This window comes from Eikenella sp. (genome assembly GCF_057315495.1).
Genome location: NZ_DBHKXY010000032.1, coordinates 1 through 15374, shown reverse-complemented (window position 1 = coordinate 15374; position 15374 = coordinate 1). Strand labels below are relative to the sequence as shown.

Genomic DNA, 15374 nt, shown 5'->3' with positions numbered 1-15374 from the left:
GAGCACACTCATGTTCAACAAAGCCGGCCTCGGCAACCTGATGCAACAGGCACAAAAAATGCAGGAAGAAATGAAACAGGCACAGGCCGAACTGGCCAACATCACCGTGGAAGGTGAAGCCGGCGGCGGCATGGTGAAAATCACCCTCAGCTGCCACCACGCCGTTAAACGCGTGCACATCGACGACAGCCTCGCCGCCGATGTCGCTTCCGACAAAGAAATGCTGGAAGACCTGATTGCCGCCGCCTTCAACGATGCTACCCGCAAAGTAGAAGCCGCTGCTCAACAGCATATATCGCAATTCACCCAAGGCCTCAGCCTACCCCCCGGCATGGACAACTTCTTCAAGTAATCCGCGCACAAAACACCGGCTGCCAGAACTCATCAGGCAGCCGGTTTATTTGGCTTGCATCGGTTTTCAGGTAGCCTCCATATCACCTTGGGGCTACCTGAAAAGGTTTTTAGCTGTTCCAATAGAAACTACATGTAATCAAACTCATCTCACCATGTTGCTGTATTGCCTGCAACTCTCACCAGCTTGTATGTAAAACTGTTGATGTGGCTACCAATCAGATCCACCCACTCAAACAAAAAGCCGTCCCACAAACGGGACGGCTCAACAATCATCACAACAGATTAAGTCCGCTCAAACACGGCACCCTTTTCTTCCACCACGCTCTCAGGTGGTAGGCCGCGCAGCTCGCCCATCTTGGCCGCAATTTGCGCTTGGGCGGCCGAGCACAGCTCCTGCCGAGTTTTACCTTCCGGTGAAATTGGTTCCAGAAAATACAGCACGCCTTCGCTGCGCTTTTGCGGCAGGATGCGGCAAAACGACTCCCACAGGCTGATTTCGCCGCAATAGGCCATATCCGTGTTCGGGCTGCCGTCTTCGTTCGGGTAGTACACCAGCACCGGCCACACCGGATATTGGCCAATGATGGCGGTATCAAACAACCCGCTCTTAAACGGCTTGATGCCCCGCCCATCGGTGCTGGTTCCTTCAGGGAACACCACTGCGTAATCCTTTTCCGCCAAAATCTGCAACAACACATCCATCACCTGCTGTGACGATTGGCGGTTGCCGCGTTTGATAAACACCGTGTCCACCCGAGCCACCAGCCAGCCGATTACCGGCCAATCGCGCACCTCCTGCTTAGCCACAAAGCGCACAGCCTGCACAGAGTTGATGAGGAAAATATCCAGCCAGGAAATATGGTTACCCACCATAAACTGACCGCCTTCGGCGAAAAAACGCTCCGCACCATGTACGGTCAGCTTGGTACCGAACACTTTCATACATTGGCGCGACCAGCGTTGAATCCGCCATTGACGTTTGGCCTTATCTTCACGGCCGAAAAACAAGGCTACCTGAAGGCAGCCCCACAACAAAATGGCAGCCACCCCAAATAGCCTGACAATCAGTCTGAGCCTACGCATCAGCTAACCTTGTCTTCTGATTTATTTAACAAAATGTTTGGCGTAACGTGGATGGATATTGGCCATCGGCATCATCACCAGCATATCGGCACTGCCGAAATCCTTATCCCAATGCGGCTCGCCGCAAATCCATACGCCGGCGCGCAGATAGCCCTTCATCAGAGGCGGCGCTTCCACTTCTAAATCCTGCCGCAGTTCATTCAACGGCAGCGGCACTTTCGGGAATACGCGGTATTCCTCGGGCGAGTAATAGGTTTGTTTAAGCTGGTTAAACAGGCTGGCGGCATAGTGTCCGCCGTCGTCCACATGCACGCTACCACAGCCGATCATGTATTCCAGACCATGTGCTTGCATGAAACTGATCAAACCCATCCACAGCAGCGAAATCGTGCCACCAGTACGGTAGTCTTTGTGTACACAGGCGCGCCCCAGCTCCACAGTTTTGGGCAGGATATGGCGAATGCGGGAGAGGTCGAATTCCGAATCGGAATACCAACCACCGGCGGCTTGGGCCGCTTCTTCGGTAATCAGGCGGTAGGTACCGATGATGCGGCCGCTGTTTTTGTCGCGCACGATCAGGTGGCGACAGAATTCATCATAACGGTCGATATCGCGGCCGTCTTCAGCGTGTATGCCGGCGCCCATCTCGCGGCCAAAAATGTCGAAACGCAAGCGTTGCGCTTCTTCCACGGCATCTGCTTCGCGGGTTACGCTCACTTCAAGATTGCCACTGTCTACCAGCAGCCATTCTTGGTTTTTTATTTGTTGCATGGGTTACTCCGGAAAAACGTGCCATTTCGCACAGGCTGAACTGTAAAGCCACATGGCGCAAGTAGCAAGTAAATTGTTTGCCCATACGGCGGAAATGGCGGATTTTAACGAGGGTTTTGTTCAATTAGGGAAAATAGCACACCGTAGATTATTAAAGAATATCGCCGACCAAGTGTTTGGCTTAGGTTGCAGCTACACCTTCAGGTAGCCCTTCAATCCATACCCAACAGGCTACCTGAAAGTCTGCCTGAGCAATCGACAATTTTCAGGTAGCCTCTTACATTCGCCGTAAAAACTGTGGCGGCACTTCCTTAATCAACCACACTTTATTGGCTGTTAAATAAAATACAAAACCCTTCTGCCGCATCAGCTCGGCCTGCACTTCCAACACCAACGGCTTGCCGTGGCGGCTACCCACCGATACAGCCGTTTTCACATCGCCCGACAAGTGCACATAATGCCGGCTACCCGGCAGCAAGCCTTGCTGTTCAATAGCCTCAGCAAAACGCTGCGCCGTGCCGTGATACAGGATTTCCGGCGGCTCAGTTTCGGTGTAGGCAATATCCACTTGTGCCGTGGAATGCCCTTGCTCGGCACGGATTTTGCGGCCATCAGCAGACAGGGAGAACCGTTTTTTATTATTGGTGGCCACCACTTCATGTAATAGCTTCAGGCTGATGTTGCGCCCATGTGCCGCCGCTTGAGCTAATAGCTCATCCACATCTGCCCAGCCTTCGCCATCCAGCGTCAAACCGATGGCTTCGGGGTGGTGGCGCAGGATATAGCTAAGAAATTTGCTCACGCTGGTGTTAGGTTTATCCATGACATTGCCTTTAAATCTAGTGTTTAGCTACATTTAAAGCATTTCACTACGATTGAAAACAAGAAATATTAAATGAGCCTGACCGCATTTATCAAACTATGCCGGCTTTGATGACGCGTATGTTCCTGCCAATTAAGGCTACCTAAAAACAAAATTATTAAAGCAATTAAATTATTAAAACAGCGCATTAAATGCAAAAACCGTCTAACGCGCATGCTCTATGCACTCTGCCTGCAAAATGTTGCATCCAGCAGCACATCCGCCAAGTTCATCGCGATAAAACTTGAACCGGAAATGCTTTCTATGGTATAAAGCAAGTTTCGTTTCTATCTAATATTTTTTGAAGTTTGGAGAATTAACCATGGCACGAGTTTGCAAAGTAACCGGGAAGCGGCCGATGTCCGGTAACAACGTATCGCACGCCAACAACAAAACCAAGCGCCGTTTTTTGCCGAACCTGCAATCGCGCCGTTTTTGGGTTGAGAGCGAAAACCGCTGGGTACGTTTGCGCGTTTCCAATGCGGCTTTGCGTTTGATCGACAAAGTTGGCATTGATGCCGTTCTAGCTGATCTGCGCGCACGCGGCGAAGCCTAATCACATTATTTAAGGAATCAGAGTCATGCGCGATAAAATCAAGCTGGAATCCAGCGCCGGCACCGGCCATTTCTACACCACCACCAAAAACAAGCGGACTACTCCCGGCAAATTCGAAATCAAAAAATTCGATCCGGTTGCCCGCAAGCACGTGGTTTACAAAGAAACCAAGCTGAAATAATCTTCAGCCACACTTTCTACTCAGACTGCATTTTCTGCTTGGCAGAGAATGCAGTTTTCTATATCTGCCGTACTAAGGGCGCATCTGCCGTTAAATAGGGCAAATGCGCGTAATACCAATGCCCTGCCCGGCAAAGAGCCTGTATACTGTGCGCCGCTTTTTGGCAAATCTCATGCTTAGCCAAGCTTGCATATTTATATGTCACGCTACCGTATCAAATGCACAACTGAAGCATATTTTGCAAACAAAGCGAACCCATGCGCTGCATGAAGTGATTTTTAGCCGGATAAAGGCTACCTGAAACCCCGCCAATCCCACGATTGCAGACTGCGGAGCCCATTCTACTATGCTTTCCTTAGAAACCTGGATCGGCCTGCGCTATATGCGCGCCAAAAAACGCAACGGGTTGATGTCTGTAATCAGCATCATCTCGATTTTCGGCATTGCCACCGGCGTAACCGCGCTGATTGTGGTGCTTTCCGTGATGAACGGTTTTCAAAAAGAGATTCGCGGCCAACTGCTGCAAGTTACCCCGCATATGCAGATGAGCTATTTGCAAGCCGATCCAGGCGACACTTGGCAAGGCCTAGCCAAAATCGCTCAAGCCAATCCGCGCGTGCTGGGTGTAGCACCTTATGTGAGCGGGCAGGCGCTGCTGGCTAATTCCGGCGAAGTGCAGGGCGTACAAGTGAAGGGGATCGACCCGGCTGAAGAACCGAAAGTGTCGGAATACGGCGACAAGCTGCCCAATGAGCTGTATCAGCAGCTCAAACCCGGCCAGTTTGAAATGATTTTAGGCAAAGATATTGCCGACCGCTTAGGCGTGCAGCCGGGCGAAAAAGTTACTCTGATTTCGCCCGAAGGCAACGTTACACCGGTGGGCATGGTGCCGCGCATGAAGCAATTCACTGTGGCTTCCACCGTCTCCACCGGCATTTTTGCTGTAGATAACAGCTTGTCTATCATCCATATTGAAGACGCCAAAACCCTGTATCGCGCCGGTGATGGCGATGTTAGCATCCAGCTGCGCCTTTCGCAGCCGGAAACCGCCCCCGACGTGACCGCCACCATTGTGCCCGCCGAGCAGCGCAACCGCATCGCCGCCTTCGACTGGACCTACCAAAACCGCGACTACTTCCAAGCCGTGGAAGTGGAGAAAAAGATGATGTTCGTCATCATGTTCTTCATCAGCCTTGTCGCCTCCATCAACCTGATTTCCACCCTCATCATGACCGTAACCGAAAAGCAGGCAGCCATTGCCATTTTGCGCACCCTCGGCCTGCCTCCGCGCGGTATTATGAAGATTTTCCTGGTACAGGGTACGCTTTTGGGCGTGGTCGGTACCGCTATCGGCGTAGTGCTGGGCGTAACCGTAGCGCTGAACGTGGGCGCTATCGTTTCCGCCATCGAGCAAATGGCCGGCCGCAAACTGGTTACTTCCGCCATCTATTTCATCGATTACATGCCCTCGCAAGTGAAGCTGTCCGACGTGCTGGCGATTGTTGCCATTTCCCTCGGCCTCTCCTTCGTGGCCACCCTGCTGCCCAGCTGGCGCGCATCCAAAACCCAACCCGCAGAGGCCTTGCGCTATGAATAAAGAAGCCGTTATCCAATGCCAAAATGTAGGTAAAACCTACGACGACGGCAGCCTCAAAGTGGAAGTGCTGCGCAATATCGATTTTCAGGTAGCCTCAGGCGAAGGCATCGGCATCATCGGCGCCTCCGGCAGCGGCAAATCCACCCTGCTGCACATTCTCGGCGGGCTGGACAAGCCCACCAGCGGCGAAGTGAAAATCCAAGGCCAGGGCCTAAACAGCCTTTCCCAAGTAGCCATCGGCCAGCTGCGTAATCGGCATCTTGGCTTTGTGTACCAATTCCACCACCTGCTACCCGAGTTTTCCGCACTGGAAAACGTAATGATGCCGCTGTTGGTGGCACGCAAAAGCCGGGCTGAAGCGCAGGCAGCCGCTGCCGAAATTTTAGAAAAAGTCGGCCTGGGCAGCCGCATGACCCACCGCCCCGGAGAACTCTCCGGCGGCGAACGCCAACGTGCCGCCATCGCCCGCGCCCTGGTAACCAAGCCCGACTGCCTGCTGGCCGACGAGCCCACCGGCAACCTCGACCGCAAAAACGCCACCCACGCGCTGGAAATGATGCTGGAGCTCAAACGCGAGCTGGGTACCGCCCTCATCGTGGTTACCCACGACGAGCAGCTGGCCAAACGCTTCGACCGCGTGCTCACTATGGACGACGGCAGTTTGCGAGCTTGAGTTTATCCAACAGCTATCCAAGCCGCCCAGCGCACAACAAAGGCTACCTGAAAGCTCAAACTAGAAAGAGTTTGGCAATTTTCAGGTAGCCTTTGCCCATTTTGGAAAATGACGGCACAAACACTGCCCCGATAGCATTTCAGGTAGCCTGCAAAGCAATGCTCCCTGTCCTAGGATTTCTTTTGCCTATGCCCTATGCTTTAGAACTACGCCGTTCTACCGATAAGTGTACTGCTCCTTCACCGATAAAATAAAAAGTTAATTTAATTTAATCTGTGAAAAGGAAAGGTGAAGAAATGAACTGTTTGGGATTCCGCATGAGTCTGATTGCCTCCATGCTGTTGGGCAGCCATGCCGTAGCGCTTGCCGATGAGGTTGAAGGATCTGCAGTGTTGGAAGATATCCATATTCAGGCGGTGAACCGCAGTACGCGTACCGAAAACCGCGATTCGTTCACCACCTCCGCCATGCGTACCACCACGGGTTTGGCTTTGTCGCCCAAGGAAACGCCTCAGTCAGTCAGTGTCATTACCAAAACCCAGATTGAAGGTCAGGGCATTACCAGTTTGGAAGACGCGCTGAAGGCCACTACGGGGGTTACCGTTGTGCGCGATTCCGACCGCTCGCGCTTCATGTCGCGCGGTTTCTATATCGACCAAATAGAAGAAGACGGCGTTTCTTCCGATGTTTCCAGCTATGTGGGCGAAACCATTCTCAATGCCGAGAGCCAGACCGATTTGTCGGTGTACGACCACATCGAAGTGGTGCGCGGTGCCACCGGTTTGACGCAGGCCAACGGCGAGCCGGGCGGAACCATCAATGCGGTACGCAAACGGCCGACTTCCGTACGGCAGATACAGGGCAGCGTAAGTGCGGGGCGTTTCGCCACTTACCGCAGCGAATTGGATGTTTCCGGCAGCCTAAACAGCAGCCGCACGGTGCGCGGCCGTCTGTCGGGCGCATGGGAAAAGGCTGGCTCTTTCATCGACCACATCAATAGCCGGCAAAACGTGGTGTACGGCGTGCTTGATTTCGATTTGGGTGAAAAGGCAGTGTGGACGGTGGGCAGCCTGTATCAAAACCGCCATGCGGTGCCGGATGTGTACGGACTGCCTGCGGGCAGCGAGGATCATCCGCTGCATCTGCCGCGCAATGCTTATTCCGGTGCGCCGTGGAACAACAGCCGTTTCACCAAATTCAATTTATTTTCGGAGCTGCGGTACGATTTCAACGATAACTGGCGGGCTGTCGGCTTGGTCGATTATCGCCGCGACACGGCATTTCGCGAGTATGCCGCGCTCAGCAGCGGGCCGAGTTGGCAAAACAGCAGCGGCACCATTTGGGGCAGCGGCAACCGCCTTGCCGATAATAAAACCGTGCAATGGACGGCGCAAGGCAAGCTGACCGGCCGCTTTGAGGCTTTAGGGCGGCAGCACGACGTGTTTGCCACATACAGCTACAACAAACGGCGTACCGATTCCGAAACCATGCAGCATTGGAATTTGTGGGCAGACCCGTCCGACTCTTGGAACCAGTTTTGCGCATCGCGCGGCTGGCCGAACTGGTGCGACCCTAACTTGAGCCGCGATTTCCCGCTGGAGCCGTTTGACGGTTCCGTTATCCCGCGCCCCGATTGGAGCAAACTGGCCGATCTGGATTACCGCTTCAATCCCATCCACCGACATACCGATGAGCATACCCGTTCCCATGCCGTCAGTGCCGGCATCCGCTTTAATCCGACCGACAAACTGCACCTGCTGGCTGGTTTCCGCTACACCCGTTGGCGTTATCGGCAAAACACCGATGACATTATCGACCCTGCCAACCCCGTCTCATTGGAAACACTGACCCGCCGCATCAACCGCAACCGCTTTGTGCCTTATCTGGGCATTACATGGGATGTAACGCCGCATCACAGCCTGTATGCCAGCTACACCTCGATTTTCAAACCGCAGCTCGAATATAAAGATGCCAGTGGCAATGATTTACCGCCCGTTATCGGCACCAACTACGAAATTGGCTGGAAATCCGCTTGGAACAACAATCGCTTGAACACCGCCGTCGCCTTGTTCCAAATCGACCAGAAAAACCGCGCCGTTTATGGCGGTGACGACGGCATGGGCAACGGCTACTATATCAACACAGGCCGCGTGGTCAGCCGAGGCTTGGATGCGGAAATTTCCGGTAATCTGACCGATAACTGGAAGCTGTTTGCCGGCTACACCTACAACGACAGCAAATACCGCAACGGTGATGAACACAACGAAGACGGGCAAAGATTCAGTCAGCACACGCCGCGCAATATTTTCCGACTTTACACCAACTATCGTTTGCCGGGTGCTGCCAACCGTTGGAGCATAGGTGTGGGTATGAGCACGCAAAGCCGTACCGGCAACCTGTATAACCAGCCTAATCTCAAGCAGGGCGGCTACACCTTGTGGCATGCCGATGTGCAATACGCGCCGACCGACCGAATCCGTTTGAGCTTGATAGGCAACAATCTTTCGGACAAGCGTTATTTTGAAAACAATGCCAACCGCAGCAACGGTGCCGATAACTTTTACGGCATGCCGCGCAATATCATGTTCAAATTGAACTGGCGGCTGTAATCCCCTTAAGCGGCAATCGGCAGGAGCAGGCCGGATGACAAAATCCTACCTGTACCTGCCGATTTTTTGTTTTCAGACGGCCTTCTACAAAAAGGCCGTCTGAAAACGGCCGGTGATTACTTATCCAACCGTTTCAATTGCTTGGCAACATATTTGTTGCCTGCCTCGGCGGCACAGTGGTAGTAGTGGACGGCTTTTTTCAGACGGCCTGCGTCTTCATAGAGAACGCCGAGATTGGATAAGGCATGGATGCTGCCCGCGCGGGCGGCGAGTTTGTACCATTTTTTCGCCAAGCTTTTGCTGCGGCGTACGCCTTTGCCATTGTAGTAGAGGAAGCCTAGGTTGTTGCAGGCGGTGGCATCCGCCTGCAGGGCGGCGCGGATGTACCATTTGCGGGCTTTGGCATGGTTTTTGTGTAGGCCTAGGCCTTTTTCATATAGGTAGCCGAGGGCGCGTTGGGCATCGGCGTGGCCGTTTTTGGCGGCGCGGTGGTAGAGCCGGTAGGCCGTCTGAACGTCTTTTTTGCCGCCGAGGCCTTTTTCATATAGATAACCGAGGCGGTAGGCGGCATCGGGGGCGTCACTGCTGCGTTGGGCGGCGGCGCGGGCGTACCACTTGCGGGCGCGGCGGTAGTCGGTTTTTTCGGCAAATTCGTATAGGCAGCCGAGTGCTTCCTGTGCTTCGGCGTGGCCGTTTTTGGCGGCACGGCGGTAATATTTTTCGGCTTTTGCGGGGTTTGGCTTGACGCCGTAGCCGTACTGGCGGGCGCGACCGAGGCCGAACCAGCCGTCGGGACAGCCTTTTCTGGCAAGTTGGCGGTAGGTGCGGTAGGCGGCGCGGGCTTCGGCAGGATCGGCGGTTAAGGAGGCATAAAAGAGGTATTCGAGCAGGGCGGCGCGGTAGAGGGATTTAGGTTTCATGGTTTCTGCCTTTCTGGGGAGAGTCAGACGGCCTCTGTGTAGAACCGTTTACAAAATGTATTTGGTTTGTAGTGCGCTTTTTGAATGCTTTTCCAGGAAGTTTTCCCGATAGCGGCTGAGTGTGCCGCGGTTGATGGCGGAGTATTGCTCGCCGGCTGTGCCGTCGTTTTCCCATTGGCAAATCGGGCAAACAGCGTAATCTGTTGGAGGACTGAGGGAATAAAACGAGCAGTAGGGGCAAGGGGATAAGGTTTGTTTTTCGTTGCCGCTTACTTGAAATTCGTTTTGAGTATAACGTTTTAATTCTGCAGCCAGGTATTTGTTGTTGAAGATTTGATATTGGTATGCCAAACCGATAAGGACGATGGGGCGGAAAAAATCTGTGTATTCGGTTAGGCTTTCGGCTTCATGGCTGGCGAGAAAGGATTTTAATTCGTGAGCGAGGTCAAAATCTTCAAACGAATACCAATAATCCAAAACCAGATTGAGCTTTTGTTCGCCAGAGAGTTGGCCGATTTTGTGTTCGGCCAGTTGGCGCATGGCTTGTTCGCGGTCTATTACCATGTGGTCAATCGCTTTGAGGTGTTTGATACTAGACAAATAGCAGATAAGATTATAATTTTGTGGAAAATTGCGTTTTCAGGTAGCCTCAAGCACAGGCTACCTGAAAACGTTTGGAGGGAATTTGTTTTGTTTTGCTTTTACTGAAATACTGCCCTGATGCTGTCCGGTTTTGTGCCTACTTTTTCAGGTAGCCTGCTCGGCCAGTACGGCGGCGATGAGCTCTTGGGCACCGTTATCGGCCAGTTTTTTGGCGACGGCACGGCCGAGGGCGTCGGCGTATTCACGCGGAGCTTGGGCTTCTTCACGCAGGATGACGGAGCCGTCGGGATGGCCGACCAGGCCGTGCAGGGTGAGTAGGCCGTCTTGCTCGGTGCAGTAGGCGGCCAGCGGCACTTGGCAGCTGCCGCCCAGCGCGCGGGCGAGGGCGCGTTCGGCGGTAACGCAGGCGGCGGTTTGGGCGTGATTCAGCGGGGCGAGCAGGGGCAGTAATTCGCTGCGGTGTGTGGCGATTTCGATGCCGAGCGCGCCTTGGCCGGCGGCGGGCAGGCTGTCGGCGGGGGAGAGGGTGTGGCGGATGCGCTGCGTGAGGCCGAGACGCTTGAGGCCGGCTTCGGCCAGGATGATGGCGGCGTAGTCGCCACGGTCGAGTTTGGCAAGGCGGGTTTGCACGTTGCCGCGCAAAGGGGCTACCTGAAGCTGTGGAAAACGGGCGCGCAGCTGGGCTTCGCGGCGCAGGCTGGACGTGCCGACAATGGCGCCGGCGGGCAGGTCTTCAAGCCGCTGGTAGTCGTTGGAAACGAAGGCATCAAACGGGCTTTCGCGCTCACAGATGGCGGCCAAGGCAAAGCCTTCGGGCAATACCATTGGCACGTCTTTAATAGAGTGTACGGCAAGGTCGGCGCGGCCGTCGGACAGGGCTTGTTCGAGCTCTTTCACAAACAGGCCTTTGCCGCCGATTTTGGAGAGGGTTTTATCGAGAATACGGTCGCCTTGGGTGGTGAGGCCGAGGATGGATACTTCGCAGCCGGGATAGAGCGCACGCAGGCGGGATTGGATGTGTTCGGCCTGCCACATGGCGAGGGCGCTTTCGCGGCTGGCGATAACGAGTTTTTGCGGGGTCATTTCAATTAGGAAAACAGGATGACAAACGTTGGGCAGTCTATCATGAAATGGCGGCGTGTTTGTGGGCGTTTTGCACTGTCCGCTATATAATCCGGCTATTGTGCAACCACTTCAGGCTACCTGAAAAATGAAACGCCATTCCCTACTGATTCCGCTGTCGCAAGACCACCACCACTCGCTGGCCATGTGTGCCCGCATCCTGCGCGATCCTGCCGCCGATCACCGTGCCGATTTTGCCAAGCAGAAAGATGATTTGCTGGCGCATTTTGCCGAGGAGGAAACGCTGTTTGCGCCATGGTGGGATAAATTGGCACAGCCGGCCATGCAACGGCGTTTTGAGGAAGAACATGCGCTGTTGCGCCAAATGCTGGCTGCGCCGCAGTTCAATAATCCAGATTGGATGAAGGCTTTTGCCGAAACCCTGCGCGGCCACGCGCGTTTTGAAGAGCGCGAACTGTTTCAGGCGTTTCAGGAAATCTTAGGTGAAGAGGGAGAGGCTACCTGAAAATATTGTTTGATGTGCCCAGCAGGGTTTCAGGTAGCCTTGTGATCAGCTAAATCATCTAGAAAAACAAGGGCAAACAGTCGATATAGCTGTTTGCCCTTTATTGTGCACCAATATGCGCCTAGGCTGCCGGTTGGTCGTGCAGAGTGGCTGCGTAGAAGGTGTTTTCCAGCAGGGTGGCGATGGTCATCGGGCCTACGCCGCCGGGGACAGGAGTAATCATGGAAGCGCGTTCTTTGGCGGCTTCAAAATCCACATCACCACAGAGCGTACCGTCTTCCAACCGGTTGATGCCCACATCCACCACCACGGCGCCGGGTTTAATCCAGCTGCCATGAATCAATTTAGGCTTACCCACGCCCACTACTACTACATCGGCTTCAGAAACTTCATGCTCCAAGTTTACGGTGAAGCGGTGGCATACGGTAACCGTGGCACCGGCCAGCAGCATTTCCAGTGCCTGCGGGCGACCGACAATATTGGATGCACCCACAATCACCACTTTTTTACCGCGCAGCTCCACGCCGTAAGTCTCCAATAAGGTCATCACGCCCTTAGGTGTGCATGGGCGTATCAGCGGCATTTTCACGGCCAAGCGGCCAACGTTGTAAGGATGGAAGCCATCCACGTCTTTATCCGGCTGGATGCGCTCGATAACTGATTGGCTGTTAATGTGTGCCGGCAAAGGCAGCTGCACCAAAATACCGTCCACATCAGGGGCGGCATTGAGTTCGTCAATCAGTTGCAGCAGCTCTTCTTCGATAGTGGACGCTGCCAATTCGTAGGAACGGGAGTCGAAACTAGCCTTTTCACAGGCAATTTTTTTGTTGTTCACATACACAACACTGGCAGGATCACTACCAACCAGCAAAACAGCCAAACACGGGGGGCGCAAGCCTTGTTTGCGCCGCTCGGCCACTTTGTCGGCAAGTTTCAGCAGACGTTCGTTAGCAACGGCTTTACCATCGAGAATCTGGGCTGTCATAGGCTGTTCCTTTTCTATCGGGTTGGGTGGAGAAGTAAACTGGACGGGCTGGATGGCTGCCTCGGGTAAAAATTAAATCATGTATTAATCTATTGATAAAAAAATAAAAACACTTTACGCGGCAACATATGCTACAGCCGGCTATTTTGCTGAGATTTCAACGATTGTTGGCTTGGCAATTATAGCATGTTGTTCATAACACTTTTAGGCTGGAAGAGACGTTGGCCATGTAAACTTCTTATGCATATATGTACTGATGTTGCGTAAGCATATCTTCAATTAACATACTGTTATTTAGCATGAAACCATACAACAAATCAAAACTGATATTTAATTTTGCATTACTTGCTTGACAGGGTAAAAGCAGTATGAGTAGAATTCGCTTTTCTTATCGGGGCGTAGCGCAGTCTGGTTAGCGCATCTGCTTTGGGAGCAGAGGGTCGTGAGTTCGAATCCCACCGCCCCGACCAAAGTTCTCCGAAAAATTGTGAACGACAGGATAGGTAGAGCGCCCGTAGCTCAACCGGATAGAGCACCCGCCTTCTAAGCGGGCGGTTACAGGTTCGAGTCCTGTCGGGCGCGCCAAAAGTTTTATGGTGGCTGTAGCTCAGTTGGTAGAGCCCCGGATTGTGATTCCGGTTGTCGTGGGTTCGAGCCCCATCAGCCACCCCAAATTAAAACCCGTATGCTTTGGCATACGGGTTTTTTATATCCCAAACTCACTTCCAAGTTATTGAATCTTCATTTTTCAGGTAGCCTGTGTTCACTGTGTGAAATATTGCACACATACCAAGCCATAGTCACCACACCCTACTCAGCAAATGCTTGCTTACGCTGTATTTTGCCGATATAATGCCGCGTTTTCCACCCCTTGCCCGCTGTTTCCGCATGACGGCGGGCTGTATTTAGCCATAAGGAGATAACATGCGTCATTACGAGATTGTATTTATCGTTCATCCCGACCAGAGCGAGCAAGTGCCCGCTATGGTTGAACGTTACAAAACCCTGATTACCGAGTCTGGCGGCCACATTCACCGTCTGGAAGACTGGGGTCGCCGCCAATTGGCCTACCCAATCAACAAGCTGCACAAAGCACACTACGTGCTGATGAATATCGAGTGCACCCCGGCTGCCATCGAAGAGCTGGAAACCGGTTTCCGTTTCAACGACGCCGTATTGCGCCACCTGACCATCAAAATGGACGAAGCCGTTACCGAAGCTTCCCCCATGATGAAGGAAGAAAAATCCAAAAATCTGCTGAACGGCCAGTCTCAGGAAGAAGCTGCCGCCGAAGCCTAAGCGTGAGATTTTGAACAATACTGTAAGCCTTACCGCCCGCATCAAATATGCCGACACCTTGCGCTACACCCCGGCCGGCATAGCCGTATTGGGATTGATGCTAGAGCATGAATCATGGCAAACCGAAGCAGGCGAACCCTATCTAGCCCGGTTTGAACTCCAGGCGAAATTAATCGGCGAACAGGCAAAACTCTGGCAACACAAAGCAGGCAGTATGGTGGATATATCCGGATTTCTTGCAGCTTACAGCCAAAAATACCGCCGCCCCATATTGCATATACAGACAATTATTGAAAATAAAGGTTGAATGAGATGGCTCGTCAAACATTTAAACGTAGAAAATTCTGCCGTTTTACTGCAGAAGGCATCAAACAAGTAGATTACAAAGCAGTTGATTTGCTGAAAGATTTCATTTCTGAAAACGGCAAAATCATCCCCGCCCGCATTACCGGCACCAAAGCTCACTATCAGCGCCAGTTGTCTGTGGCCGTAAAACGCGCCCGTTTCCTGGCTCTGCTGCCCTACACCGACCAACACAAATAATTAACGGAGAATTTATATTATGCAAATCATTCTGTTAGAAAAAATTGGCGGCTTGGGTAATCTGGGCGATGTAGTAACCGTAAAAAACGGCTATGCCCGCAACTTCCTGATCCCGCAAGGTAAAGCCAAACGCGCTACCGAAGCTGCCCTGGCTGATTTCGAAGCCCGCCGTGCCGAACTTGAAGCTCGTCAGGCTGCAATCTTGGCCGATGCGCAGGCTCGCCAGGCCAAACTGGAAGGCCAATCCATCACCATCGCCCAGAAAGCTGGCGTGGACGGTCGTCTGTTCGGTTCTGTAACCAACGCCGACATCGCCGAAGCCATCCGTGCATTTGGTGTGGAAGCTGTTAAAGCTAACGTACGCCTGCCCAATGGCCCGTTCAAAGCAGTTGGCGAATACGCAATCGAAATCGCCCTGCATACCGATGCTGTGGCTAATATTACTGTAGTTGTTGTACCGACCGCAGAATAAACCTACGCTGTTGTCTGCAGCATCAAAAAGGCTACCTGAATATTTCAGGTAGCCTTTTTGTCTACTATGGCTGAGCAATTATCTGTCCCATACAAACCACAAACCGCTGACGTTACACTAGAGCAACACAACTTGGCAGAGCAAGAAGGGCTCTAGCTCATGATCCCCACATAAAAATAGGGGCTGACGTAGATTAGCCCTAAATTCCACACCAATCCCGCAGGATTTTTAGCTGCCGGGACGGTGTGCCGAAGTTAAACCGAAATTCGCATTCTTTC

18 protein-coding genes, 3 tRNA genes and 1 pseudogene are annotated in these 15374 nt (G+C 53.0%); 14 read left to right on the top strand and 8 right to left on the bottom strand.

All coding sequences use genetic code 11. The features are described from left to right. Window positions 1-10: 10 nt before the first annotated feature. On the top strand, window positions 11-352 hold the full coding sequence (locus ACO6EE_RS05215) for a YbaB/EbfC family nucleoid-associated protein (RefSeq protein WP_485959742.1): 342 nt from the start codon (window positions 11-13) through the stop codon (window positions 350-352). Between the two features lie 284 nt (window positions 353-636). Here ACO6EE_RS05215 and ACO6EE_RS05210 read toward each other — a convergent pair whose 3' ends face one another. The 3 genes from ACO6EE_RS05210 to ACO6EE_RS05200 form a co-directional block, all read right to left on the bottom strand. Beyond that, window positions 637-1437: a lysophospholipid acyltransferase family protein gene (locus ACO6EE_RS05210; RefSeq protein ID WP_485959740.1), complete on the bottom strand. Its 801-nt coding sequence runs from the start codon at window positions 1435-1437 to the stop codon at window positions 637-639. Between the two features lie 21 nt (window positions 1438-1458). Then, window positions 1459-2208: a GNAT family N-acetyltransferase gene (locus ACO6EE_RS05205; RefSeq protein ID WP_485959739.1), complete on the bottom strand. Its 750-nt coding sequence runs from the start codon at window positions 2206-2208 to the stop codon at window positions 1459-1461. A gap of 277 nt (window positions 2209-2485) precedes the next feature. Next, a complete protein-coding gene (locus ACO6EE_RS05200; protein WP_485959737.1) occupies window positions 2486-3031 on the bottom strand; it encodes an RNA 2'-phosphotransferase in 546 nt (181 codons plus the stop codon). Between the two features lie 361 nt (window positions 3032-3392). Between ACO6EE_RS05200 and rpmB the strand changes: the two genes are divergently transcribed. The 5 genes from rpmB (at window position 3393) to ACO6EE_RS05175 (ending at window position 8686) form a co-directional block, all read left to right on the top strand. Next, window positions 3393-3626, top strand: a complete 234-nt coding sequence (gene rpmB / locus ACO6EE_RS05195; protein WP_035579964.1) for a 50S ribosomal protein L28 — start codon at window positions 3393-3395, stop codon at window positions 3624-3626. Between the two features lie 25 nt (window positions 3627-3651). Beyond that, a complete protein-coding gene (gene rpmG / locus ACO6EE_RS05190; protein WP_003822324.1) occupies window positions 3652-3807 on the top strand; it encodes a 50S ribosomal protein L33 in 156 nt (51 codons plus the stop codon). Window positions 3808-4153: 346 nt separating this feature from the next. After that, window positions 4154-5404: a lipoprotein-releasing ABC transporter permease subunit gene (locus ACO6EE_RS05185; RefSeq protein ID WP_485959736.1), complete on the top strand. Its 1251-nt coding sequence runs from the start codon at window positions 4154-4156 to the stop codon at window positions 5402-5404. Continuing rightward, window positions 5397-6077 (top strand): lipoprotein-releasing ABC transporter ATP-binding protein LolD, encoded by a 681-nt coding sequence (gene lolD, locus ACO6EE_RS05180; RefSeq protein ID WP_153708221.1) that lies wholly within the window; start codon window positions 5397-5399, stop codon window positions 6075-6077. Before ACO6EE_RS05185 ends, lolD begins: the two co-directional genes overlap by 8 nt. Before the next feature lie 296 nt (window positions 6078-6373). Then, window positions 6374-8686: a TonB-dependent siderophore receptor gene (locus tag ACO6EE_RS05175; RefSeq protein ID WP_485959735.1), complete on the top strand. Its 2313-nt coding sequence runs from the start codon at window positions 6374-6376 to the stop codon at window positions 8684-8686. 116 nt (window positions 8687-8802) lie between these two features. Here ACO6EE_RS05175 and ACO6EE_RS05170 read toward each other — a convergent pair whose 3' ends face one another. The 3 genes from ACO6EE_RS05170 to hemC form a co-directional block, all read right to left on the bottom strand. Next, complete coding sequence (locus ACO6EE_RS05170) at window positions 8803-9606, bottom strand: tetratricopeptide repeat protein (protein WP_485959733.1); 804 nt, start codon at window positions 9604-9606, stop codon at window positions 8803-8805. Between the two features lie 48 nt (window positions 9607-9654). Next, a complete protein-coding gene (locus ACO6EE_RS05165) occupies window positions 9655-10170 on the bottom strand; it encodes a CPCC family cysteine-rich protein (protein ID WP_485959732.1) in 516 nt (171 codons plus the stop codon). A gap of 183 nt (window positions 10171-10353) precedes the next feature. Next, window positions 10354-11292: a hydroxymethylbilane synthase gene (gene hemC, locus ACO6EE_RS05160; RefSeq protein WP_485959730.1), complete on the bottom strand. Its 939-nt coding sequence runs from the start codon at window positions 11290-11292 to the stop codon at window positions 10354-10356. Window positions 11293-11419: 127 nt separating this feature from the next. On the opposite strand from hemC, the gene ACO6EE_RS05155 reads away from it, so the two are divergent. Then, window positions 11420-11797, top strand: a complete 378-nt coding sequence (locus ACO6EE_RS05155) for a hemerythrin domain-containing protein (RefSeq protein ID WP_485959728.1) — start codon at window positions 11420-11422, stop codon at window positions 11795-11797. A 121-nt stretch (window positions 11798-11918) separates the two neighbouring features. On the opposite strand, the gene folD is transcribed toward ACO6EE_RS05155, so the two are convergent. Further along, window positions 11919-12782: a bifunctional methylenetetrahydrofolate dehydrogenase/methenyltetrahydrofolate cyclohydrolase FolD gene (gene folD, locus ACO6EE_RS05150; RefSeq protein WP_485959726.1), complete on the bottom strand. Its 864-nt coding sequence runs from the start codon at window positions 12780-12782 to the stop codon at window positions 11919-11921. A 392-nt stretch (window positions 12783-13174) separates the two neighbouring features. Between folD and ACO6EE_RS05145 the strand changes: the two genes are divergently transcribed. From ACO6EE_RS05145 to rplI, 7 genes are all read left to right on the top strand, one after another. After that, window positions 13175-13252, top strand: a tRNA-Pro gene (locus tag ACO6EE_RS05145). Between the two features lie 38 nt (window positions 13253-13290). Further along, window positions 13291-13367: transfer RNA gene (locus ACO6EE_RS05140), tRNA-Arg, on the top strand. An 11-nt stretch (window positions 13368-13378) separates the two neighbouring features. Continuing rightward, window positions 13379-13454: transfer RNA gene (locus ACO6EE_RS05135), tRNA-His, on the top strand. 252 nt (window positions 13455-13706) lie between these two features. Next, window positions 13707-14081: a 30S ribosomal protein S6 gene (rpsF, locus tag ACO6EE_RS05130; protein WP_485959724.1), complete on the top strand. Its 375-nt coding sequence runs from the start codon at window positions 13707-13709 to the stop codon at window positions 14079-14081. Window positions 14082-14091: 10 nt separating this feature from the next. After that, on the top strand, window positions 14092-14388 hold the full coding sequence (priB, locus tag ACO6EE_RS05125) for a primosomal replication protein N (protein ID WP_485959722.1): 297 nt from the start codon (window positions 14092-14094) through the stop codon (window positions 14386-14388). A gap of 5 nt (window positions 14389-14393) precedes the next feature. Continuing rightward, entirely contained in the window at window positions 14394-14624 is a 231-nt protein-coding gene (gene rpsR / locus ACO6EE_RS05120) for a 30S ribosomal protein S18 (RefSeq protein WP_064089792.1), read from the top strand. 19 nt (window positions 14625-14643) lie between these two features. Next, window positions 14644-15096: a 50S ribosomal protein L9 gene (gene rplI / locus ACO6EE_RS05115; protein ID WP_485959720.1), complete on the top strand. Its 453-nt coding sequence runs from the start codon at window positions 14644-14646 to the stop codon at window positions 15094-15096. Window positions 15097-15295: 199 nt separating this feature from the next. On the opposite strand, the pseudogene ACO6EE_RS05110 reads toward rplI, so the two are convergent. Further along, window positions 15296-15374: pseudogene (locus ACO6EE_RS05110) on the bottom strand (IS1595 family transposase); the annotation flags it as partial.

Bases quoted from the DNA above. Each gene is read 5' to 3' on its own strand.
- ACO6EE_RS05205 (WP_485959739.1), bottom strand. From the start codon at position 2,208: ATGCAACAAATAAAAAACCAAGAATGGCTGCTGGTAGACAGTGGCAAT.
- ACO6EE_RS05215 (WP_485959742.1), top strand. From the start codon at position 11: ATGTTCAACAAAGCCGGCCTCGGCAACCTGATGCAACAGGCACAAAAA.
- folD (WP_485959726.1), bottom strand. From the start codon at position 12,782: ATGACAGCCCAGATTCTCGATGGTAAAGCCGTTGCTAACGAACGTCTG.
- rplI (WP_485959720.1), top strand. From the start codon at position 14,644: ATGCAAATCATTCTGTTAGAAAAAATTGGCGGCTTGGGTAATCTGGGC.
- ACO6EE_RS05210 (WP_485959740.1), bottom strand. From the start codon at position 1,437: ATGCGTAGGCTCAGACTGATTGTCAGGCTATTTGGGGTGGCTGCCATT.
- ACO6EE_RS05200 (WP_485959737.1), bottom strand. From the start codon at position 3,031: ATGGATAAACCTAACACCAGCGTGAGCAAATTTCTTAGCTATATCCTG.
- lolD (WP_153708221.1), top strand. From the start codon at position 5,397: ATGAATAAAGAAGCCGTTATCCAATGCCAAAATGTAGGTAAAACCTAC.
- rpsF (WP_485959724.1), top strand. From the start codon at position 13,707: ATGCGTCATTACGAGATTGTATTTATCGTTCATCCCGACCAGAGCGAG.
- hemC (WP_485959730.1), bottom strand. From the start codon at position 11,292: ATGACCCCGCAAAAACTCGTTATCGCCAGCCGCGAAAGCGCCCTCGCC.
- ACO6EE_RS05165 (WP_485959732.1), bottom strand. From the start codon at position 10,170: ATGGTAATAGACCGCGAACAAGCCATGCGCCAACTGGCCGAACACAAA.
- rpmG (WP_003822324.1), top strand. From the start codon at position 3,652: ATGCGCGATAAAATCAAGCTGGAATCCAGCGCCGGCACCGGCCATTTC.
- rpmB (WP_035579964.1), top strand. From the start codon at position 3,393: ATGGCACGAGTTTGCAAAGTAACCGGGAAGCGGCCGATGTCCGGTAAC.
- ACO6EE_RS05175 (WP_485959735.1), top strand. From the start codon at position 6,374: ATGAACTGTTTGGGATTCCGCATGAGTCTGATTGCCTCCATGCTGTTG.
- rpsR (WP_064089792.1), top strand. From the start codon at position 14,394: ATGGCTCGTCAAACATTTAAACGTAGAAAATTCTGCCGTTTTACTGCA.
- ACO6EE_RS05155 (WP_485959728.1), top strand. From the start codon at position 11,420: ATGAAACGCCATTCCCTACTGATTCCGCTGTCGCAAGACCACCACCAC.
- ACO6EE_RS05170 (WP_485959733.1), bottom strand. From the start codon at position 9,606: ATGAAACCTAAATCCCTCTACCGCGCCGCCCTGCTCGAATACCTCTTT.
- ACO6EE_RS05185 (WP_485959736.1), top strand. From the start codon at position 4,154: ATGCTTTCCTTAGAAACCTGGATCGGCCTGCGCTATATGCGCGCCAAA.